The sequence below is a fragment of the Kribbella sp. CCNWLW201 genome (assembly GCF_037203805.1).
In the GTDB taxonomy this organism is placed as follows: Bacteria; Actinomycetota; Actinomycetes; order Propionibacteriales; family Kribbellaceae; genus Kribbella.
Map to the genome: position 1 here is coordinate 1208524 of NZ_JBBCBQ010000001.1, position 20684 is coordinate 1229207.

The 20684-nt window shown below is 68.9% G+C and carries 22 protein-coding genes; 15 read left to right on the forward strand and 7 right to left on the reverse strand.

The features are described from left to right. Nucleotides 1–12 precede the first annotated feature (12 nt). Entirely contained in the window at nucleotides 13–2646 is a 2634-nt protein-coding gene (locus V9K99_RS05770; RefSeq protein WP_337000361.1) for an alpha/beta fold hydrolase, read from the reverse strand. A 50-nt stretch (nucleotides 2647–2696) separates the two neighbouring features. Between V9K99_RS05770 and V9K99_RS05775 the strand changes: the two genes are divergently transcribed. The 6 genes from V9K99_RS05775 to V9K99_RS05800 all read left to right on the forward strand — a co-directional run bounded on the left by V9K99_RS05775 (nucleotide 2697) and on the right by V9K99_RS05800 (nucleotide 6797). After that, nucleotides 2697–3320, forward strand: a complete 624-nt coding sequence (locus V9K99_RS05775) for a DUF998 domain-containing protein (protein ID WP_337000360.1) — start codon at nucleotides 2697–2699, stop codon at nucleotides 3318–3320. Continuing rightward, on the forward strand, nucleotides 3317–3766 hold the full coding sequence (locus V9K99_RS05780) for a YdeI/OmpD-associated family protein (RefSeq protein WP_337000359.1): 450 nt from the start codon (nucleotides 3317–3319) through the stop codon (nucleotides 3764–3766). The genes V9K99_RS05775 and V9K99_RS05780 overlap by 4 nt, the downstream gene beginning before the upstream one ends. After that, nucleotides 3766–4122 (forward strand): YciI family protein, encoded by a 357-nt coding sequence (locus V9K99_RS05785; protein WP_337000358.1) that lies wholly within the window; start codon nucleotides 3766–3768, stop codon nucleotides 4120–4122. The genes V9K99_RS05780 and V9K99_RS05785 overlap by 1 nt, the downstream gene beginning before the upstream one ends. An 89-nt stretch (nucleotides 4123–4211) precedes the next feature. Next, the gene (locus tag V9K99_RS05790; RefSeq protein ID WP_337000357.1) at nucleotides 4212–5315 is read left to right on the forward strand and encodes a sensor histidine kinase; all 1104 of its coding nucleotides are present in this window, start codon (nucleotides 4212–4214) and stop codon (nucleotides 5313–5315) included. Further along, a complete protein-coding gene (locus tag V9K99_RS05795; RefSeq protein WP_337000356.1) occupies nucleotides 5312–5959 on the forward strand; it encodes a response regulator transcription factor in 648 nt (215 codons plus the stop codon). Before V9K99_RS05790 ends, V9K99_RS05795 begins: the two co-directional genes overlap by 4 nt. Before the next feature lie 250 nt (nucleotides 5960–6209). After that, a complete protein-coding gene (locus V9K99_RS05800; protein ID WP_337000355.1) occupies nucleotides 6210–6797 on the forward strand; it encodes a hypothetical protein in 588 nt (195 codons plus the stop codon). Here V9K99_RS05800 and V9K99_RS05805 read toward each other — a convergent pair. Next, entirely contained in the window at nucleotides 6745–7602 is an 858-nt protein-coding gene (locus tag V9K99_RS05805) for a M23 family metallopeptidase (RefSeq protein ID WP_337322884.1), read from the reverse strand. The two genes, V9K99_RS05800 and V9K99_RS05805, sit on opposite strands and share 53 nt — an antisense overlap. Next, on the reverse strand, nucleotides 7500–8174 hold the full coding sequence (locus tag V9K99_RS05810; RefSeq protein WP_337000354.1) for a hypothetical protein: 675 nt from the start codon (nucleotides 8172–8174) through the stop codon (nucleotides 7500–7502). Before V9K99_RS05810 ends, V9K99_RS05805 begins: the two co-directional genes overlap by 103 nt. Before the next feature lie 128 nt (nucleotides 8175–8302). On the opposite strand from V9K99_RS05810, the gene V9K99_RS05815 reads away from it, so the two are divergent. Next, nucleotides 8303–10048, forward strand: coding sequence for a PHP domain-containing protein (locus V9K99_RS05815; RefSeq protein ID WP_337000353.1), 1746 nt, complete (start codon nucleotides 8303–8305; stop codon nucleotides 10046–10048). Nucleotides 10049–10065: 17 nt separating this feature from the next. Further along, nucleotides 10066–10638: a hypothetical protein gene (locus V9K99_RS05820; protein WP_337000352.1), complete on the forward strand. Its 573-nt coding sequence runs from the start codon at nucleotides 10066–10068 to the stop codon at nucleotides 10636–10638. 115 nt (nucleotides 10639–10753) lie between these two features. On the opposite strand, the gene V9K99_RS05825 is transcribed toward V9K99_RS05820, so the two are convergent. Next, nucleotides 10754–13000 (reverse strand): HelD family protein, encoded by a 2247-nt coding sequence (locus tag V9K99_RS05825; protein ID WP_337000351.1) that lies wholly within the window; start codon nucleotides 12998–13000, stop codon nucleotides 10754–10756. A gap of 171 nt (nucleotides 13001–13171) precedes the next feature. Here V9K99_RS05825 and V9K99_RS05830 point away from each other — a divergent pair, with 171 nt between their 5' ends. Together V9K99_RS05830 and V9K99_RS05835 are read left to right on the forward strand one after the other, a co-directional pair. After that, a complete protein-coding gene (locus V9K99_RS05830; RefSeq protein ID WP_337000350.1) occupies nucleotides 13172–13699 on the forward strand; it encodes an NADPH-dependent FMN reductase in 528 nt (175 codons plus the stop codon). 132 nt (nucleotides 13700–13831) lie between these two features. After that, complete coding sequence (locus tag V9K99_RS05835) at nucleotides 13832–14851, forward strand: LLM class flavin-dependent oxidoreductase (RefSeq protein WP_337000349.1); 1020 nt, start codon at nucleotides 13832–13834, stop codon at nucleotides 14849–14851. Here the strand turns inward: V9K99_RS05835 and V9K99_RS05840 are convergent. Further along, on the reverse strand, nucleotides 14838–15338 hold the full coding sequence (locus V9K99_RS05840; protein ID WP_337000348.1) for an Lrp/AsnC family transcriptional regulator: 501 nt from the start codon (nucleotides 15336–15338) through the stop codon (nucleotides 14838–14840). The genes V9K99_RS05835 and V9K99_RS05840 overlap by 14 nt on opposite strands. 133 nt (nucleotides 15339–15471) lie before the next feature. On the opposite strand from V9K99_RS05840, the gene V9K99_RS05845 reads away from it, so the two are divergent. Next, a complete protein-coding gene (locus V9K99_RS05845; protein ID WP_337000347.1) occupies nucleotides 15472–16626 on the forward strand; it encodes a trans-sulfuration enzyme family protein in 1155 nt (384 codons plus the stop codon). Between the two features lie 50 nt (nucleotides 16627–16676). Here the strand turns inward: V9K99_RS05845 and V9K99_RS05850 are convergent, their stop codons facing one another. After that, nucleotides 16677–17255 carry a ClpP family protease gene (locus tag V9K99_RS05850; RefSeq protein ID WP_337000346.1) on the reverse strand — a complete coding sequence of 193 codons (579 nt, stop codon included), beginning with the start codon at nucleotides 17253–17255 and terminating at the stop codon, nucleotides 16677–16679. A 125-nt stretch (nucleotides 17256–17380) separates the two neighbouring features. On the opposite strand from V9K99_RS05850, the gene V9K99_RS05855 reads away from it, so the two are divergent. From V9K99_RS05855 to V9K99_RS05865, 3 genes are read left to right on the forward strand one after another with little or no spacing between them, the layout of a single operon-like run. Next, nucleotides 17381–17737: a helix-turn-helix domain-containing protein gene (locus tag V9K99_RS05855; RefSeq protein ID WP_337000345.1), complete on the forward strand. Its 357-nt coding sequence runs from the start codon at nucleotides 17381–17383 to the stop codon at nucleotides 17735–17737. 3 nt (nucleotides 17738–17740) lie between these two features. Next, a complete protein-coding gene (locus tag V9K99_RS05860) occupies nucleotides 17741–18724 on the forward strand; it encodes a pyridoxal-phosphate dependent enzyme (protein ID WP_337000344.1) in 984 nt (327 codons plus the stop codon). Continuing rightward, nucleotides 18721–19116 carry a GNAT family N-acetyltransferase gene (locus V9K99_RS05865; RefSeq protein ID WP_337000343.1) on the forward strand — a complete coding sequence of 132 codons (396 nt, stop codon included), beginning with the start codon at nucleotides 18721–18723 and terminating at the stop codon, nucleotides 19114–19116. Before V9K99_RS05860 ends, V9K99_RS05865 begins: the two co-directional genes overlap by 4 nt. Here the strand turns inward: V9K99_RS05865 and V9K99_RS05870 are convergent. After that, nucleotides 19103–19978: a hypothetical protein gene (locus tag V9K99_RS05870; protein ID WP_337000342.1), complete on the reverse strand. Its 876-nt coding sequence runs from the start codon at nucleotides 19976–19978 to the stop codon at nucleotides 19103–19105. The two genes, V9K99_RS05865 and V9K99_RS05870, sit on opposite strands and share 14 nt — an antisense overlap. Before the next feature lie 98 nt (nucleotides 19979–20076). On the opposite strand from V9K99_RS05870, the gene V9K99_RS05875 reads away from it, so the two are divergent. Further along, entirely contained in the window at nucleotides 20077–20646 is a 570-nt protein-coding gene (locus V9K99_RS05875; protein WP_337001341.1) for a DUF4865 family protein, read from the forward strand. The last annotated feature ends 38 nt before the right edge of the window (nucleotides 20647–20684 follow it).

Below are 20684 nucleotides of genomic sequence, written 5' to 3' on the forward strand. Positions count from 1 at the left end.
GAGCCAGCTGGATCAGCTCGACATGAAGCGTTCCACAATCGGTCCGAGGACGTCCGGCTCGACGTCGTGCGGATGACCGTCCATGGTCAGCCGCCGGCCGTTCGGGAGCAGATCGGCCACCACCTGCGCGGTGTTGCGACGCCAGTCCCGGCTCTCGCCGCCGTCGATCACCAGGGTGGGCACGGTGAGCGCGGTCGCCCAACGGTCCGGGATGGTGAAGTCGCCCATCACCAGGACGTCGTACGCCAATGTGGGGGCCAGCGCCTCCAGGTCCTTCCAGAGCGGGGCGGACCGCATCGGCGCGAGCACCTCGGCCGGCATCTCGACGGCCTGGACCAGGAACAGTTCGGTCGCGTCGCCGTACCGATTCTGCTGGACCAGTTCCTGCAGCCGGGCCGGGAAGTCGGCCGCGAGCCGCGGCCGGGTGTCGTCGATGATGAACGGCGGCTCGATCAGCAGCAGCCCGAGGATCGGTACGCCGTACACCGCCGCCTCGGCCGCCAGCACCGCGCCGGACGAGACTCCCAACGCGTACGCCGAACCACCGGCCGCGTCCACCACCGCGGCCAGATCCTCGATCTCCCGCTCGACCGCCCACGGCAGCACTTCTCCGCTGTCGCCGCGACCGCGCCGGTCGTAGGTCACCACGGTGAACTGCCCGGCCAGCCGTTTGGCGAGCGGGATGAATGTCCGCCGGTCGTTCAGCGCCCCGCCGACGAGGACGAGCGCCGGGCGACCGTCGCCGTACAGCTCGAGCACGATCGGCGTACCGTCGGCCGACACCACAGTCGTTGTCCGAGGCAACATCGTGGTCGGCGTCGCGGAGCGCTTCGGTGCGTCGCCGTACAAGCCGCCGAGATAGGCGAACAGCTCATTGTGTCCGTAGAGCCGTGGCTCGGTGTGCCGCGCCAGCCCTTCGAAGTACCGCTCGTACCGTCGCCGGGTCGTCTCGAGCTCACCTGCTTCTTCCAGTCGCTGCAGGCAGAACGCGCGTACCGTTTCCAGCAAGCGATACCGAGACCCGGACGTCCCATCCACGCGTACGACGAGCGACCGGTCGACCAACCGGCTCAGCAGTTCCGCGACATCAGCCACCGGTACGTCGTCGCCCGCACACACCGCCTCGGCCGCGGCCAACGTGCAGCCGCCGGGATGTGGTGCGAGCCGGCGCAGGACCGCCCGCTCCGGTTCGCCGAGGAGATCCCAGCTCCACTCGACCATGGCCGACAGCGTCTGCTGCCGATCGGGTAGACCGCGCTGGCGATACCGGTCGTCGAAGCGGTCGACCAGGTCACGGACGTCCATCGCAGCCACCCGGCTCGCCGCCAGCTCCAGCGCGAGCGGAAGCCCGTCGAGCCGTCGGCACAGCGCAACCACTGCCGCGGTGTTGTCCGCGGTCAGGCTGAAGCGCGGGTCCGCCGCCGAGGCGCGCGCAACGAACAGCTGAACGGCAGGGCTGGTGTCCGCCTCGGCGTCGGTCGACGGGAGATCCAACGACGGCACCGGCCACCGGTGTTCGCCCGCGACAGCGAGTGGTTCCCGGCTCGTGGCGAGGATCCGCAGCCCCGGCGACTCGCGCAACAGCCGAGCCGCCACGTCCGCGGCTGCCTCGATCACGTGCTCACAGTTGTCGAGGACGAGCAGCCCGGTCGTGGCCTCGATCAGCTCCGATACCTCGTCAGGGCCGGCGCCGGCGTCCAGTGCCGCGAGCTCGACCAGCCAGGCCTCGTCGCCGGTACGACGCGCGGCCGCAAGCCCGAGGCTGGTCTTGCCGACCCCACCCGCACCAGTCAGCGTCACCAACCGGGCCGACGCCAGCCGCTCGACCACCTCGTCCACAGCGGCATCCCGGCCGATCAACTCGACCTCGGTCGGCAGATTGGTCCTCGACGACTCCCTGGCTGCCGGCGCCTCCGTGAGCACCTGCTGATGCAGCGCGACCAGCTCAGGGCCGGGATCGAGCCCGAGCTCGTCGGCCAGCCGATGCCGCAGGTCTGCGTAGCTCTCCAACGCTTCGGCTTGTCGGCCGGCTTGATGCAAGGCCTTCATCTGTACGGCGCGCAGCCGCTGCCGCAACGGGTTCCGCGCCACGAGCTCGGCCAGCTCGGCGACGAGTTCGTCGTACTCACCGAGCACCAGGCGCGCCTCGGCGTACGCCTCCTGCACGGCGAGCCGCTCCTCGTCGAGCCGGTCGATGGTTGCCCGGGCGAAGGCGTCCGCTGCGACATCGGCGTACGCCGGACCACGCCAGAGCGTGAGCGCGTCGGCCAGTGTTGCGGCGCGCATGCGTGCGTTGCCGGTCTGCCGGGCGCGGGCGGCGAGCGCTCGGAACCGGCCCGAGTCGACGGCTTCCGCGGCGACGGTGATGAGGTAGCCGGCGGGCGTCGTACGCACCAGATCGCGGGCACCCGGCTCGGCTTCGTCGAGCGCTTTGCGCAGCTGGGAGACCCTGGTCTGCAGGGTCGCGGTCGGATTGACCGGCAGCTCGTCGCCCCAGAGATCGTCGATGATCGTTGCCGCGGCGACTGGTCGGCCAGCATGCAGCAGGAGGTCGGCCAGCAACGCCCGCACCTTGCGATCAGGGATCCGCACCGCCTGGCCGTCATCGGTCCACGCGGTGACCGGGCCTAGCACCCCGAATCGCATGCGCCTCAGCCTAAAGTCTTTCTGAAGGAGTGCCACCGAGGCTGTTCACCATGACACGTCCTCTGCTGTTAGCCGGCGCACTCGCCGGACCTCTGTACGTCGGAATCGGCACCGTCGAGGCGATCGTCCGCGACGGTTTCGACATCCGCAAGCACTCATTGAGCCTGCTCGCCAACGGAACTGGCGGGTGGATCCACTCCGTCATGATGGTCGCCACCGGCCTGCTCACCGTCATCGGCGTGGTCGCCCTTCGCCGCTCTGGACTCCAGTCTCGCTGGGCCGTCGGCGGTCTGGCCCTGTACGGCGCCGGTGTCGCCGCGGCCGGACTGATGCGTGCCGATCCGGCGCTCGGGTTCCCGCCCGGTACACCGGACGCGATGCCGGAGACGATCAGCTGGCACGGGTTCGGGCACGTCATCGCCGGGTTCCTCGGGTTCATCGGCCTGATCGTCGCCTGCTTCGTGCTCAGCCGGTGGTTCGGGCGGCAGCGCTCGGTCGGCTGGTCGCGGTTCTCGCTGGCGACCGGCATCGTCTATCTCCTCGGGCTGGTCGGCCTCGGCGCCGGGAGCGGCACCGCCGCCGTCAACCTCGGTTTCACCGTCGCTGTCATCCTGGGCTGGACCTGGATCACCTTGCTGATGCTGCGCGCTCGCGCGGAGGGGAGTGTCGGATGAAGTTCACGGCTGAACTGGAGTCCACCGGTAAGACGACGGCCGGGTTCGAGGTTCCTGCCGAGATCGTCGAGAAGCTCGGCGGCGGTGGGCACCCGAAGGTCAGCGTGACCGTCAACGGGTACACGTTCCGTACCTCGATCGCCCGGATGGGTGGCCGGTATCTGCTCGGCGTCAGCGTGGAACGTCGTACCGCTGCCGGCGTCTCGGCCGGGGACGTGCTGGAGGTCGACGTCGAACTCGACACGGCTCCGCGCGAGGTCGACGTACCCGAGGAGCTTGCCGCGGCACTCGCTGCGGATGCTGCCGCCTCGGAGTTCTGGCAGACGCTGAGCTACAGCAAGCAGCAGTGGCACGTGGCGCAGGTGACGTCGGCGAAGACCGAGGAGACCCGGGACCGGCGGATCGAGAAGTCGATCGGGATGTTGCGCGAGGGTCGGGCCCGGTAATGCGATTCATCGCCGTACTGCGCACCTCCGAGGCCCACGGCTTCCCGCCGCCCGAGTTGCACGAAGGCATCGCCGCCCTCGGCGCGGAGGCCGCCCGAGCCGGGGTCCTCGTCGACACTGCCGGCCTGCTCCCGATCGCGACCGCCACCCGCGTCGGTGTCACCGCCGGCCGCCTCACCATCACCGACGGTCCCTTCGACGACCCGGCCCCGCTCGGCGCATATGCCGTGTACGACGTCTCCACCCGCGACGAGGTCATCGACTGGACCAAGCGCTTCATGGACCTCCACCGCCGCACCTGGCCCGGCTGGGAAGGCGAATCCGAAATCCGCCAAATCTTCGGCCCGGAACAGTGAGCCGGCTCTCGCTCGTACGACGGAGCTAGGTGGCTCATCTCCGTCGTGGGAGTGAGGCTCGGCCGGGCGGGGTGGGTCAGACTGAGGGCGTGTTTGGGGTTCCTGGTCCGCGGGCGGTCGACGTCGGGGTCGTGATCGCGGTCGGGATCGCGACGTCGGTGCCGTTCATCGATCCGGTGCCGGGTGGGGTGACTTGGCTGGGGCTGGTGTTCAACCTGGCTACAGTCGTGCCGTTGTTGTGGCGGCGGCGGTGGCCGTTCGGGGTGATGGTGGTGGTCGGGGTGGCCGCCACGCTGGTCTCGCTGTACCACCGGCCGGGGCAGAACCTCCAGTACGCCGGTCTGGTCGCGATCTACACGCTCGCCAGTCTCGGCCGGAAGCAGTGGCAGCGGATCGGGGTGCTCGTCGTCATCCTGGTCACGTTCCCGCCGGCGTCGTTGCTGCTGAAGGATAACGACCTCGACGAGTTCATGTTCACCTTCCTGCTGCCAGTCGCCGCCTGGTTGCTCGGTTCGCTGGAACGCAGTCACCGCGAGCATGCCGCCGTACTGCGCGAACGCACTCAGCAGCTGGAACGCGAACGCGTCGCCGAGGCCGCCCGCGCCGCCGCCGAGGAACGTGCCCGGGTCGCGCGCGACATGCACGACATCCTGGCGCACGCGGTCAGCCTGATGGTCGTCCAGGCCGAGGCCGGACCGGTCGTCGTACGCACCGATCCGGAGCGTGCCGAACGAGCCTTCGACGCGATCGCCGACGCAGGCCGGGACGCGATGGTGCAGTTGCGACGGCTGCTCGGCGTACTCAAGGCCGGTGAGGACCGTGCGCCGCAGCCGACGCTGGCCGAGCTGCCGTCCCTGGTGCGGGGCACGTCTTTCGAGGAGACCGGGGTACGACGCGCTGTGCCGCCGGACACCGAGGTCGCGGTGTACCGGATCATTCAGGAGGCGTTGACGAACACGGTGAAACACGCGCATGCGACGCAGGTCGCCGTGCGGCTTCATTGGTCTGCCGATGCCTTGGAGTTGACGGTGACCGACAACGGTGTCGGGTCTGTGGTGTCGTCCGGCGGGCACGGGTTGATCGGGATCCGCGAGCGTGCGGCGGCGTGTGGTGGTACGGCGGAGGCCGGGCCGCTGGCCGGTGGTGGGTTCGAGGTACGGGCCAGACTTCCTTGTCCAGAAGGAGTTTCATGATCCGGGTGGTGCTGGCCGACGACCAGGAACTCGTCCGCAGCGGGTTCGCGATGATCCTCGACGCGCAACCCGACATCGAGGTCGTCGGCGAGGCGGCCGACGGCGCCGACGCGGTCTCACTGGTCCGGTCACTGCGGCCCGACGTCGCGCTGCTCGACGTACGGATGCCTCGCCTCGACGGCCTCGCCGCCGCCCGCACGATCTGCGCGAGCACCGAGACGAAGGTGGTGATGCTGACCACCTTCGACTCCGACGACTACGTGTACGACGCTCTCTACGCCGGCGCGAGCGGATTCCTGCTGAAGGACGTCCGCCGCGACGACCTCGTGCACGCCGTCCGCGTCGTCGTAGCCGGTGAATCCCTGCTCGCCCCGAGCGTCACCCGCCGCCTCATCGCCGACGTGACCCGCAACCGTCGCCCCCGCGCGACCCCAGCCCTGGACGTCCTCACCACCCGAGAACGCGAAACCCTCGTCCTCCTCGCCCGCGGCCTCTCCAACGCCGAGATCGCCGCCGCCCTCACCCTCAGCGAACACACCGTCAAGACCCACGTCAGCAACACCCTCACCAAACTCAACCTCCGAGACCGAGCCCAAGCCGTCATCACCGCCTACGAATCCGGCCTCATCACCCCGGGTGCCTAACGACAGGTGGTGTCCGGCTCGCCCGCGCGCAGCCCCGCCTGAGCCGACCGCCCCGGACCCGCCCTCAGCCGGACACCTCCTGTCGTTCGGTCCGCTTCTCATCCCAACTGAAGTTGGGACTGCGGCTTCTCCGCCCCCTGCGAGGGGCTCGGTGGTTCGGAGGAGGAGTTCACTCCCGCGACCCAGATTCCTGCAGGAGTTCACTCTCGGCGGCGATGTGTGGAAGGGCGCGGGTTCCAAGGATGGGGGTATGAAGAAGCTTGGGATGGTGGCGGCGGGGTTGTTTGTTGCTTATGGCATCGTTCGGTGGGTTGACGGGCGGGATGGGGAGCATGGGCCGGGGATCGCCTGGACGGCTGGGCATCTGCTGTTTCTGGTGGGGATCTTGTTGTACGGCGTGGTGCTTGTGCGGGCTCGGGGTCTGTTGAGGGCTCGGCGTGGGCTGGGGACGGCGGCTGTGGTGGTGGGGATGGTGGGGATGGCGGCGTTCGTGCGGGTGTTCGTGGTGGATCTGATCGTGGGGTTCCGGGCGGAGGATCACGCGGCGATGTCGCGGATCGGGGACGAGTACGAGCGCTGGCCGGGTGATCTGGGGATCTACGAGCCGCTGTACACCGTAGGGCCGTTGTTGTTCCTGGTCGGGTTGCTGGCCCTGGCAGTGCTGCTGACGGTGGAGCGGCAGTTGCCGGTGTGGTCGCCGGTCTTGCTGCTTGTCGGCTTCGTGGTGATCTCGGCGAACCTGGATCTGATGCCGCTGGGTGGCGCGTTGCTCGGGTTGGCGTTCGTCAGCAGTAGGAGCGGCAGCCGCGATCGACGCCGTACGCGCGTCGCGCCTTAGCGACCGCGGAAACGGGCGAGAGTTGCTGACCTTTCCGCCATGCGTTCAGGAACGGCTGCGGTGACACCGACCCGCGGCGGATCCACCACTTGCCCGCCGGAGTCGGCCAACTGATGCCGAAGTGCAGGTGAGGCGGGGTGACCCGGGCGCTGCCGGTGTTCCCGATCAACCCGAGCGTCTGCCCGGCCCGCACCTGCACACCGGGCCTGATCCCGCTGCCGATCGCGGACAGATGCGACCCGTAGTACCGAACCCCGTCAACCCCAACCACCGAAACCGACAACCCACCTCGATCCCGCCCGACGTTGGTCTTCTGATCCCACCCGTCCACCCGAGTCACCTCGTCAACCCGCCCATCCACCGGCGAAACAAACCGGCATCCCCGCCCCGCAAAGATGTCCGAAGCCGGATAATCATGATGACTCTGCGACGCAGCCGCCTCACAACCTCCGACGGGAAAGACGTAGCCGATCCTTGCTACGGGCACCGGCACCCGGCTGACCGTCGGCGTCACTGTCGGGGTCGGAGTCGGGGCTGTGGTCGGGGTGGTCGAGACCCGGACAGTTCTGGTGGGCGTCGGCGTATTGACGGCCGGCGCGTCCGACTCAGTCGAGTCGAACGCGCCGGCCGATGAAAGTGCGACCAGCCCACCGGCTGTGACCACAGCCGCGGCCGCCAGGAAGACCGCCCAGACAGACCGCCTCACGGCGACCAGAAGGCATGGACAGTCGCGGCCGAGTACACCGTCTCGCAGGGAATGCCGTTGTTGTCGGCATCCATTCGCGCCGGCCGACCGTAGTACCACCAGTAGGCAACAGCTTCGCCGTACGACGCTCCACCGGCGGCGAGGTCGCGACAGAACAGTCCCGGCGCCGGCAGGATGTAGCCGGAGATCTCCCGCCCGTTCCAGTACAGCGCGACGTCACCGCGCGGGTAGACGGTCTCGCACGGAATTCCGTTGCGGTCGGCATCCATCTGGTTCGGCTGACCGTGCAGTCGCCAGTAGTCGATCGCCGCCACGTAGCTGTATCCGTTGGCCTTCAGATCCCGGCAGAACAGCCCAGCCGGCAGCGCCCGGACATCGCCGGGAGCCCGCGGAGCCGTGGCGGTTCCTTTGACCGAAGGCGCGACAGTCACCGTCTTCACCGGAGCTGGAGTTGGAGCCGTCGAAGGAGCCGGAGCTGTGGCCGGCGCGGTGGTCGGTGTGGTGGCCGCTCGGTCGGCCGGATCGGACCGGTTGAGCAGCACGACGAGCCAGGTGAGCAGGACGAGCAGCACCCCGACCGCGACGCCTGCCAGGGCCGCCAGCGTCGCGTTGCCGCGGTCCGGCCCGGTGATCTTGCGATGGTTTGTGACAGAACGCAGTTCTCCATTCATGGTTTCCCCCCGCGCTCATTGAAACGTCGTCGCTCTGTGTTGTCCATGGTTGGCGTTCATCGGGACAACATCTGGTGGTCATGGGAAAGGGTGATGATCGCGGCGGATTCCGCCATCCGAGAGGACACATGATGGGCCACTCCCACGACCACGGACATGGTCACGGACATGGGCATGACCACGGGCATGACCACGATCATCACCATCCGAATACCGAGCTGGACGCGACGACGTTGGCTGCGTTGGACGAGTCGGTGCCGGACAGTGATCTGTCGCCGAGTGAGGTGTCCCGGCGTGCCCTGTTGCGGTCGGCCGGCATCCTCGGGGGTACGGCGGCACTGGCGGTGACGGGAGCTCAGGTCGCGGCTGCGACGGCTCCCACGGACGGCTTGGTCTTCCGGCCGGGCGGTCGCCCGAACGTCTGGCTGGCCGGCGATCACCACATTCACACGCAGCTGAGCTCCGACGGTCTGTACCGGGTGATCGACCAGGCTCGCCATGCAGCGGCGTACGGGCTGGACTGGCTGGTCATCACCGACCACGGCGGCGCGACGCACGCCCGGATCGGTGTCGACCTGGTCAACCCGCAGATCAAGGCGGCCCGCTCGGAGCTGCGGAACACGCTGATCTTCCAGGGCCTGGAGTGGAACATCCCGGCCGCCGAGCACGGGACGGTCTTCGTCGCGCCGGGCAGCCGTGAGGTCGACGTACTGAAGCAGTTCGAGAACGGGTACGACGGCAGCGTGAAGGGCGCCGGGGCGAACACTCCGGCCAACGAGGCGCTCGCGGTGTCCGGCATCCAGTGGCTCGGTCAGCAGGTCGACCAGCGCCGGGTCGCGGACGCGCTGTTCCTGGCCAACCACCCGGCCCGCAACGGCATCGACAGCCCGCACGAGATCCGCAACTGGCGTGACGCCGACCCGCGGATCGCGGTCGGTTTCGAAGGCGCGCCGGGTCACCAGGCGGCCGGCCTGCCCAAGGGGATCGGCGGCGCGAGCGCCCGCGGGTTCTACGGCAACTCGCCGAACGCGAACTCCTTCCCCGGCTACCCGGCCGAGAGCTACCGCACCTGGGGCGGCTTCGACTGGATGACGGCGACCGTCGGCGGTCTCTGGGACAGCCTGCTCGCCGAGGGCAAGCCGTGGTGGATCAGCGCCAACTCCGACTCGCACCAGAACTGGAACGAGACCGCCCGCCGCCCCGACGGCTCGAGCCAGGCACAGTTCGACCGCGACGGCCGCTACATGGACCCGGTCTACGGCAACGCGGTCAACGCGACCGCCGGCGACTTCTGGCCCGGTTTCTACAGCCGCACGCACGTCGGCGCGGACCGCCGCGACTACCTCGCGGTGATGGAGGGCCTGCGCAACGGCCGGGTCTGGGTCGACCACGGCGCGCTGGTGAAGGGTGTCGAGGTCGAGGTCCGTGAGGTCGGCAAGCGGTACGGCGAACCACTCGGTGGAGCGCTGATCACGCGCAAGGGCCGGTCGCTGGAGCTCGTCGTACGCATCACCGCACAGACCCTGCCGAACTGGGCGAACTTCGTACCGGCCCTCAACCGTGTCGACGTCATCCAGGGCGCGGTGACGGGATCGGTCGCGGACCGCGACACGTTCACGGCGCCGAGTACCAAGGTCGTCCGGCAGTGGGACACCTCCGGCCGCCGTGGCACGTTCGAGCTCGTGTACCCGCTGGGCAAGGCGGAGGCGCCGTTCTACGTCCGCGTCCGTGGCACCGACGGGAACCGGAGCCAGCCCGGATACCTCGGCGCCGCAATCGACCCGGCCGGCCCGAAGCTCGACGTGGTCGGCGACGCGGACCCGTGGGTCGACCTCTGGTTCTACACCAACCCGATCTGGGTGCTGCCGAAGTAAGGAATGACATCACAGCCATGATCATCGCGATCGACGCGGACAGCCGGGACACGGCCGAGGCCGACCACCTGCTGTACGGCGTACTCGGCGTCGTGGACCAGCCGGTCGTCGCCTGCACCCACATGGTGTCAGGCGGCGACCGCCCGCACGTCGCCGTTTCGCTCATGAGTGCGGCGGACCTGGCCGACGACATCCGAGACCACTTCGCCGATCACGCGGTCGGCCTTGCGATCACCCGTCCCGGCGCGTCCGAGCCCGAGCTCGCCGGCCCGAGCCACCTCGTCCGCGGTGCGTACGTCGCCGCCGTCGAAGCAGCCCTCGGTACGGCGGGCCGCGCGGTCCGCTGGCCTGGACACGAACAAGGCCACGGCGTGCTGCCCGCGGCAGAACTCCGCACCCGCTGCGGTATCGACCAGCTCGAAGCCGTCGGCGGTGTCCCCATCACCGACGACGCACTGATCGACACCCGAGACTTCCTCCGCCCAATCCGCCGCGGCGGCCGCCTCGTCCTCCAACTCCAACCCGCCGCCGGCAACCTCCTCATCCCCTTCGAACTCCAGCACCAGCAAAAGTGCTGCGCCGACCACTAAGAGTGCAGTTCGACAGGAGGTGTCTGCCCGCTGCAGGCTGCTCCCCGCCTGAATCGACCGGGGATTGGGCTCGAGGACCGGACACCTCCTGTCGAAATGCACACAGGCAAAGCAGTCAGCGGCGGTCGTCCCAGGCGTCGGAGGAACGTAGGACGTCGGGCAGCGGGCCGACCACCCCGAGTCGTTGGGTGCATCGGGTCAGAGCGACGTACAGGTCGCGCAAGCCGCGCGGGGACTCGATCAGGATCCCGTCGGGGTCGACGACCAGGACGGAATCGAACTCGAGGCCCTTGGCGCCAGCGGCGTTCAGCACTGTCACGCCACTCAGGTGAGCGACCGCCTCCTGCACCAGCTCGAGGCGACTGCGTGACGTGATGACGCCGACCTGTCCGTGCTGCGTTTCTTCCGCGGCGACCTTCTGGACGTACGCCGCTTGATCGGGGGCCGCGATGTCCGCGTGCCAAGGTTTCGCGCCGGTCGACCGGACCGAGCGCGGTGGCTTCGCCTGCGGATCGACCTCGCGGAGCACCTCGCCGGCGAGCTCCATCACCTCGGCCGGTGTCCGGTAGTTGAGCGTCAGCTCGGCCAACCGCCACCGATCGCCAAAGGTGTCACGTAGCGCGCTTTCCCAGCTCGTCCCGCCGCCGATGGCACCGGTCTGCGCGACATCGCCGACCACGGTCATCGACCGCAGCGGGCATCGCCGGGAGATCGCCCGCCACGCCATCGGGGTCAGCTCCTGCGCCTCGTCCACGATCACATGGCCGTACGTCCACCGCCGATCGGCCGCGGCCCGGTCGGCCAGCGTCCGGTCGTCGTCGGCCTGGTACCGCTCGGCCAGCATCTCGGCATCGAGAATGTCCTTCGCGGTAAGGACTTCCGACTCGTCGTCCTCGTCGAAGTCCGTCGACGCCGACCCGGTCAACACGTCCAGCGAGCCCTGCGCATAAGCGATCGCCCGAGCCCGCGCTGCCTTCTCCCGCGCCGCCTCACGACCGTCGTCGCCGAGCAACTCGGCTGCTTCGTCGAGCAGTGGTACGTCGGACGGGCTCCAGTCATCGCCGTACCGGAGCAGGTGTTCGCGATCGAGGACGTTCAACTGGGGTGCGGCCAGGGCCAGCCGGTCCTCGTCGCCGTACAGATCCTCGAGGAGTCGCTGCGGACTGAGCAGCGGCCAGAGTTGGTCGAGCAGAGCTTGTACGGCGGGCTCGGCGACCACCTCCTTGCGCAGTTCCGCGAGGTCGTACTCGTCGAGCAGGTTGTCGCCGCCGAGCGGGTCCGCACCGATGATCTCGGCGTACTGGCTGGTGAGGAAGTCGATGATCTCGGTCAGGAAGAACGGCCTGGCCTGGTTGTGGGTCAGGTGCCGGCGGCGAGCCCGCTCGCGCGCGTCGAGGCAGACCTGAGGGTCGACCCGGAGCACGGTCTGCTCGACGGTGACGTGGATCGGGCGGTCGGGGACCCACTGCCGGTCGGCGACCGCCTTGGCGATCACCTCGGCCATCACCGCTCGCCCCTTCACCTCGGCGCTCTCCGCGTCCTCGGGCCGGGTCGCGGTCAGACCCGGGATCAACTCGGCGACGGTGACGAGCCGGACGCCGTCCTCACCGAGTGACGGCAATACCTCACCGATGAACCGCAGGAACGCCGGATTCGGCCCGACGACCAGAATTCCGCGCTTTTCCAGTTGCTCACGGTGCGTATAAAGCAAATAGGCCGCCCGGTGCAGCGCGATCGCGGTCTTACCGGTGCCCGGACCGCCCTGGACGACCAGGATTCCGGGCAGTTCCGAGCGGATGATCCGGTCCTGGTCGGCCTGGATCGTCTGCACGATCGACTCCATCCGGCCGGTCCGGCGCGCGTCGAGCGCCTTCAGCAGGACGGCCTCGCCCATCACGCCGGTGCCGGGCTTGGATGCGTCCGGCGCGTCGCGGTCGAGATCGAGGTGCTCGTCCTGGACGTCGATCACTTTGCGCAACCGGGTCTGGATGTGGCGACGCCGGACCACGCCTTCGTTCGCCACCGCGGTCGCGATGTAGAAGGGCCGGGCCGCGGGAGCGCGCCAGTCCACCAGCAACGGTTCGTAGTCGGCGTCGTGCAGGCCGAGCCGGCCGACGTGCAGGGTCTCGCCGTTCGCGTCGTCCAGGCGGCCGAAGTACAGACCCTCCTCGGCCGAGTTGAGCCGGGCCAGCCGGACGTTCAGCTCACGGATCCGGCCGTCGCGCTGGTGCAGAGCCTGGGCGTGGCGGGTGTGGACCAGCTGCTCGTCCTGCTTGCGGGCCTCGGCGCGCTCGCGCTCGGCGTCGAGCGCCGCGTAGAAAGTCGTCAGGTGAATCTGTTCAGCCTGGACCGGATTCGGCAATTCCAACCCCTTGTGATAAAATGTGCCGCGTTGGCTCCCGGAGACGTTTTCCGCATTTCCTCTGGTGGCAGCCACAAATCCGAAAGTTTATCTCCCTTTGCGGTATTTCTGTACTGCCACTCGTCGAGACGGCTTGACCTCAAGTCTTGTTGAGGTACTAGCGTCCGCTGGGTGACCGTTCATCCGCTGCGGCTGGCCCTGCTCACTCGCAACGTCGACGCCGGTCGCTTCGGCACTCTGGTCGCCCGATGGTTCGCCCGCGAGGTCGAGCGGTACGACGGGTTCAAGCTCGATCTGATCGATCTGAGCGCCGTACCGGTGAGCGAGTTGTCCGTCCGGATCCAGGAGGCCGACGCCGTGGTGATCGTCACGGCCGAGTACAACCACGCGTACCCGGGGGACCTCAAGACCGCGATCGACGCGGTCCGCCGGCCCTGGTACGGGAAGCCGATCGCGTTCGTCGTGTACGGCGGCCGCTCGGGCGGACTGCGAGCCGCCGAACAGCTCCGGCTGGTCTTCGGCGAGCTCCACGCGGTCACGATCCGCGACACCCTCGGCTTCCACGAGACCGACTTCACCTCCGACGGCGAGCCCACCGACCCGACGACCCCAACCGCCGCCTCCGCACTCCTCGGCCAGCTCGCCTGGTGGGCTCGCCCACTCCGCGACGCCCGCGACCAGACCCCTTACCCGGATTAGCGGACCGCCAGCACTCATCAACGTTGGTCTCAGCGACCGTCGCACGCTCAGCGGAGTCGGTGAGGCCCAATTGATGAGTGCTGGCGGTCCGCCCCGGAATAGGCACCGGCCGGATGCGGTTGCTGATTGAACGTGAGCGCCGAACCGATGCCCCTGTCCGTGCTCGACCTTTCGCCGGTGCCGACGGGCTCGCGTCCGTCACAGGCGCTGCACGAGACGCTCGAACTGGCCCGGACCGCCGAGGCTGCCGGGTACCACCGCTACTGGCTGGCGGAGCATCACAACATCCCGAGCGTGGTCAGCACGAGTCCCGAGGTGATGATCGCGGCCGTCGCGGCCGCCACCTCCAGCATCCGCGTCGGCTCCGGCGGCATCATGCTGCCGAACCACTCGCCGCTGAAGGTCGCCGAGACGTTCCGCGTGCTGGCGGGTCTGCACCCCGACCGCATCGACCTCGGCATCGGTCGTGCCCCCGGCACCGATCAGCGGACCGCGCTCGCCTTGCGCCGAAGCCGCGAGGCACTCGGCGCCGACGACTTCCCCGAGCAGTACGCCGAGCTCCGCGCGTACGCCGAAGGCTTCCCGGCCGGCCACCCGTTCGCGCCGATCTCCGCCCAACCGGACGACGTACCGCTGCCGCCCGTCTGGATCCTCGGTTCCAGCACGTACGGCGGTCAGGCCGCAGCTGCACTGGGGACAGGGTTCGCGTATGCCGGTCACTTCGGCACCCTGGATCCGGCCGGCGTGATCGCGTCGTACCGGGAGAACTTCCAGCCGTCGGATCACCAGTCGGAGCCGCACGTCATTCTCGCGCTCGCCGCGATCGTTGCCGACACCGAGGAGCGCGCGCAGGAGTTGGCCCAGGCCAACGCCCTCTCGATGCTCCGCCTCCGCTCAGGCCGGCCCGGCCCGCTCCCGTCACCCGAGGAGGCGGCCGCCTACCCCTGGAGCGAGGGCGAACGCGCCGCCGTCGAGGAGTGGTCCGGCCTGGTTTCCGTGGGCACCGCCGAGCAGGTGGCCGCCGACCTCTCCCGCCGGGCCAAGTCCGCGGACGCCGACGAACTCATCATCACCACGAATATCCACAGCCCGGCTGAGCGCCGCCACTCGTTCACCCAGTTGGCCTCGGCCTGGGGTCTCAACCCCCGCTAGCACCCCGGACGTGCTCGAAGATCAGGCTCGTCTCGGCATGCACGACCGCCGGATCGGCGGTCAGGTGATCCAGCACGAACTCCCGCAACGCGTCCGGCGACGCCGCTGACACGTGCAGCAGGTAGTCGTTCGCACCGCTGACGTGGAACAGCGAGAGCACACCCGGTAGACCCGGCACCTTCGTCCGGAAGCGGTTGATCTCGTCCCGCGAGTGCGCCCCGATCCGCACCGCGACCAGAGCCTGCAACGGCTGCCCCAGCGCGCCCAGATCCACATCCGCGTGGAACCCGCGGATGACCCCGCGCTCCCGCAGCGACCGCACCCGCATCAGGCACGTCGACGGGGCGATCCCGGCCGCCTCCGCGAGCGCATTGTTCGGCATCCGGCCGTCGGCTGTCAGCAGCCGGACCAGCTCCAGATCGACCTCGTCGAGCCCGCCCGGGGCCGCGCGCGGGGCGGGTCCCGGGGTCCGACGATCCTTCGGCATGACACCACTCTAGGACTCCTCCACAGAATCCACAGCGTGTGGATGAGCCTGTGGATGAATTTTCTTCGGAACTCTTGCGGTGATTCCGCAGAAGATTCCATCCTCATGCCCACGTCGTCCTGAGGAGGTACGCATGACCCAGCTCGACACCCGGTCGGTGCACGCCGGCCGCGACGACCTGACCGCGCTCGGCGTGCACGTCCCGCCGATCGACCTGTCCACCACCTACCCGCTGCCCGGTGTGGCCGCGGGCGGGACGTCGTACGACGTCCTGACGCAGGGAAACCGCCCGGACGGCGGCAGCCTCGTCTACCAGCGCCTGTGGAACCCGACCGTCGCCCGGTTCGAGGACGCCCTCGCGGAACTCGAGCACTCTGACGGCGCGGTCGCGTTCGGTTCCGGCATGGCCGCGCTGACCGCCTGCCTGCTCGCCACCGTCGCCGCCGGCCGTCCGCACGTGGTCGCCGTAAGGCCCCTGTACGGCGGCTCGGACCACCTGTTATCCACAGGCCTCCTGGGTACGACGGTCAGTTGGGCGAAGGCAACCGAGGTCGCGGCGGCGATCCGGCCGGAGACCGGGCTGGTGATCGTGGAGACGCCGGCGAACCCGACCGTTGAGCTGGTGGACATCGCCGCGGTCGCTCGGCAGGCCAACGACGTACCGGTGCTTGTGGACAACACGTTCGCGACGCCGGTCCTGCAGCAGCCGGCTCGTCACGGGGCGAGCCTGGTGCTGCACTCGGCAACCAAGTACCTCGGCGGCCACGGCGACGTCATGGGCGGCGTCGTCGCGGCCGGCGCGGAATGGACCGCCCGGCTCCGCCAGATCCGGGCTGTGACTGGTGGCCTGCTGCACCCGTTGGCGGCGTACGAACTGCACAGGGGACTGCAGACGTTGCCGGTGCGAGTGCGGGCGCAGCAGGCGACCGCTATGAAGGTGGCGGACTGGCTGTCCGCTCAGCCGGCCGTCGAGGCGGTGTACTACCCGGGTCTGTCCGACCCGCAGGAGCTGATCGGCCGCCAGCAGGCCGGTCCGGGCGCAGTACTCGCCTTCACTGTTGCTGGCGGGTACGACGCGGCAGCCCGGGTGGCTGGTGCGCTGAGCCTGATCACGCATGCTGTGTCGCTGGGTGGCGTAGACACCCTCATCCAGCACCCCGCCGCGCTCACCCACCGCCTGGTAGCCCCCGAAGCCAAGCCCTCCGCCGGCCTCCTCCGCCTCAGCCTCGGCCTAGAAGACCCCGAGGACCTGACGACAGACCTGGCCCAAGCCCTCGCCCAGGCCTGACCGGCGCTGCCCACCCCACCAGAGCGCGCCTCCGACCCGAGCGCCCTCCGTCAGGCCGGCACCGCAGCGGGCCTCGTGAGTACTCGGTCGACGATGCCGTAGTCGCGGGCTGCCTCCGCGGTGAACCAGCGGTCCCGGTCGAAGTCGGTCTCGATCCGCTCGACCGGCTGACCGGTCCGGTCGCTGATCAGCCGAGCCAGGTCCTCCCGCGCCTTGATCGCCTGTTCCGCCTGCGTCTTGATATCGGACGCCGTACCGCCTATCCCGCCGGTCGGCTGGTGCATCATGATCCGCGCGTGCGGCAGCGCGAACCGCTTGCCCGGCGCACCACAGGTCAGCAGCACCTGCCCCATCGACGCGACCATGCCCATCGCGTACGTCGCCACGTCGTTGCTGATGAAGCTCATCGTGTCGTAGATCGCCAGCCCGGCCGACACCGAGCCGCCGGGGGAGTTGATGTAGAGGGAGATGTCCGCCTTCGGGTCCTCGGCGTTCAGCAGGATCAGCTGGGCGCACAGGGCGTTGGCGTTCTCGTCCTTGATCTCGTCGCCGAGGACGAGGATGCGCTGCCAGAGCAGACGCTGGTAGATGTGGCCGTCGAGGCTGTTCGGAAGCTGGAACTCACTCATGCGGTCCAGCCTGCGTGCCAGCGTACCGGAGCGCCCGGGAATCTGCCCGTGGCAGATCTGCCCACCGCAGACCTGGCCGGGATGGCACACTCGGTACAGGACATCGGAGGCGAGGAGGGCCAGACGTGTTGCTACGCCAGGTGATCGGGAACGTCTTCCGCCGGCTGCGGCGCGAGCGGGGGATCACCCTGCGCGAGCTCGCCGAGCTGGCGCAAGTGTCGGTGCCCTACCTTTCCGAGATCGAGCGCGGCCGCAAGGAGCCGTCCTCGGAGATCCTCGCCGCGATCTGCCGCGCGCTGGACCTCGAGCTGACCGACCTGCTGGCCGAGGTGCAGTTCGACCTGACCACAGCGGTCCGGGCCACGCTACCGATCCGCCTCCAGACTGCCGCCATCCGCGTCGAGGAGTCTCGCCCGCAGCAGATCGCCTCGTCCCCGCGTGCCTACTCCGGCTCGGCTCAGGCGTTCTGCCTGGTCGCCTAGCTGGTGCGTTGGTATGACAACCCGGCCGCACGGGCCTGGCGTACCACGCCTGCACCGGACGAGGTGCTGGCGTTCCACCAGAGCCTGCCCGGCTACCGTCCGACCCCGCTGACCCCTGTCCCGTCGCTGGCGGCGGAACTGGGTGTCGGCCGAGTCCTGGTGAAGGACGAGTCGCAGCGGCTCGGCCTGCCCGCATTCAAGGCGCTCGGCGCGTGGTGGGCGATCCACCGCACGCTGCAGGACCGCCCGGGGCCGGTGGAGCTAGTCACCGCGACCGACGGCAACCACGGCCGCGCGGTCGCACGCCGCGCCACGATGCTGGGTCTGCCGTCCCACGTGTTCGTCCCGGACGTGGTGAGCGATGCGGCGATCGATGCCATCCGCTCGGAGGGTGCGACGGTGACCGTCGTACCGGACTCGTATGACGCCGCAGTCGCCGAGGCAGCGTCGTACGCGGATCATTCTGGCCGGCTGCTGATCCAGGACTCTGCCTGGCCCGGGTACGACGTGGTGCCCCAGCACATCGTGGACGGCTACTCCACTCTGTTCCGCGAGATCGACGTACAGCCCGACCTGGTCGTCGTACCGATGGGAGTGGGGTCGATAGCCCAGGCAGCCGTCACCCACTACCGCAGTGGCTCGTCCACACCAGCTCTGCTCGGTGTTGAACCCACCACCGCCTCCTGCGTCACCACAAGCCTCCTGGCCGGTGAGCTGCTCACCATCCCCACCGGCAAGACAGTCATGGCAGGCCTTAACTGCGGCACCCCCTCCACTCTCGCCTGGCCCGTACTGCGCTCAGGCCTCGACTACGCCGTGACAGTCGAAGACGACGCGGCCCTGCAGGCGGTACACGACCTCAACGCGCTTGGAATCTCGTCAGGACCCAGTGGAGCGGCATCACTCGCCGGTCTGCGCGCAGCCCGCGACCGCCTGGACCTGTCCAGCGACAGCACAGTCATCCTCATCAGCACGGAGGCAGCGTGACCGACATCCGAGTCCGGTTTCCGGTTGATGATCGGGAGCTGTCCACGCTGCACGCGTTGGCCTTTGGGGGCGAGGTCGAAGTGCAGGGTTGGCGGGAGCGGTTGGAGCGGTGGGCGCTGACGTGGGTGGGGGCCTTTAGCAACGACCAGCTGATCGGTTTTGTGCAGGTGTGCTGGGACGGTGGTGCGCACGCGTTCGTGCTGGATACCGCCGTACACCCGGATCATGGGCGGCAGGGCCTGGGGAGACGGCTCGTGCTGGCTGCGGCTGAGGAGGCGAAGGCGGCCGGGTGTGAGTGGTTGCATGTGGACTTCGAGCCACACCTGACCGCCTTCTACCTCGAGGCCTGTGGGTTCCGGCCGAGCGATGCGGGCCTGCTCAGGCTGAGATAGCCGTCAGCCGTTCGGTCGAGACGCACGAGATCAGGCAGCGTTCCTTGGCGTCGCCGAGCAGGTCCGCGGTCCATCGGGTGAAGCCGCCGTCGCCCAGCTCTGCCCCATCCCAGCCGATGCCCAGCGCCGTACCGGAGTAGTAGTTCTTGCCCTTGGTGCGTTCGGGGTCCTCGGTGAGGTCCGTCTTCAGCGCAGGCCGGACCGTGTCGTCGATCCGCTCCCGCACAGCCGACGGGGTGAACGTGGTGAACGTGAGCTCGGCCGCGTCACCCAGTACGTCGTGCCAGTAGCGCAGGTGATCGACCAGCAGCTCGGCCTCGGTCCGGCCCGAGCCGGTGTCCCGCGCACTCGACACCAGTACGAACAGCTGGAAGTGCGCGAACATCCCTGGTCCCTCGACCGCCTGAGCGCGGACGACCCGCTGGCACGCGGCCAGGTCCACCCGCGCCTGTCCGGCACGACGCCGTACGGCGGCCTCGATCGCGAGCTCGTTGGTCGGATCGCTGGCGACCTCGGTACTGCGGATCGTGCTGAGAATCTGATGCTGGTTGATGTTGGAGACGGCCGAACAGGTGCCGAGCGGCGTCACCGGAGACAGCTCGACCCCCGCAAACTGCTCCGGCAGCAGCTCCCACAGCCGCTGCTGGGTCTTCACGAGCTGCCGCGGATCAGAGGTCGACGGCCGCGCGAACCGGTCCTGCTGCCACCGCTGCAACAGCCGCGCCGGCGTCACCTTCGCGGCCCGCGCACGACTCACATCCAGCAGCACCGACTGCAGATCCGACGGACTCAACCCATCGACCAGCGCCTCCCGGCACCCCTCCGGCAACCGCCCCCAGACCCGTTCACTCACATCACTCATCGCTCTACTGTGTCCGACCTCGGTCGACCCCGCTCCTCATTTAGTTCTGTACCTACTAGTATGTTCGGGATCAAGCGAGAGGGTGGATCGTGGATGCGATGCAGTACGAGGTCACGTTGCCGACCGATTACGACATGGGGATCATCCGGCGGCGGGTTGAGACGACCGGGCACCGGATGGACGATTTCGACGGGCTGGGCGTCAAGGCGTACCTGATCCAGGATCGGGCGAACGGCGCGATGGTCAACCAGTACGCGCCGTTCTACCTGTGGAACGACTCGGCCGGGATGGGCCGCTTCCTCTGGGGCGGCGGCTTCTTCACCGCGATCTGCACCTCCTTCGGCCGTCCGCCGGTCCGGCACTGGACCGGCGTGGAGGCACTCGCCGGTCCAGACGTCGACCAGCCTGCGCTGAGCGCGACCAAGCACACCTGGCAGCTCTCATCCGACGTGGATCCAGCCGATCCGGTCGCCGAGGCGGTCGGGATCTTGCAGCAGACCGCAGCCCGTGCGGACGTCCACAGCTCGGCGATCGCGGTGGATCCCACTCGCTGGGAGATCGTGCACTTCACCTTGTGGAGCTCGCCGGAGCCTGGCGCGGTGCCCGGCACGCGGTACCAGGCGCTGCACTTGTCCACAGCCGGCAGAAAAGAGCTGCTTGGACGCTGATTTCCTCGTATCTTTCAAGACATGAGGTACACGAGCCC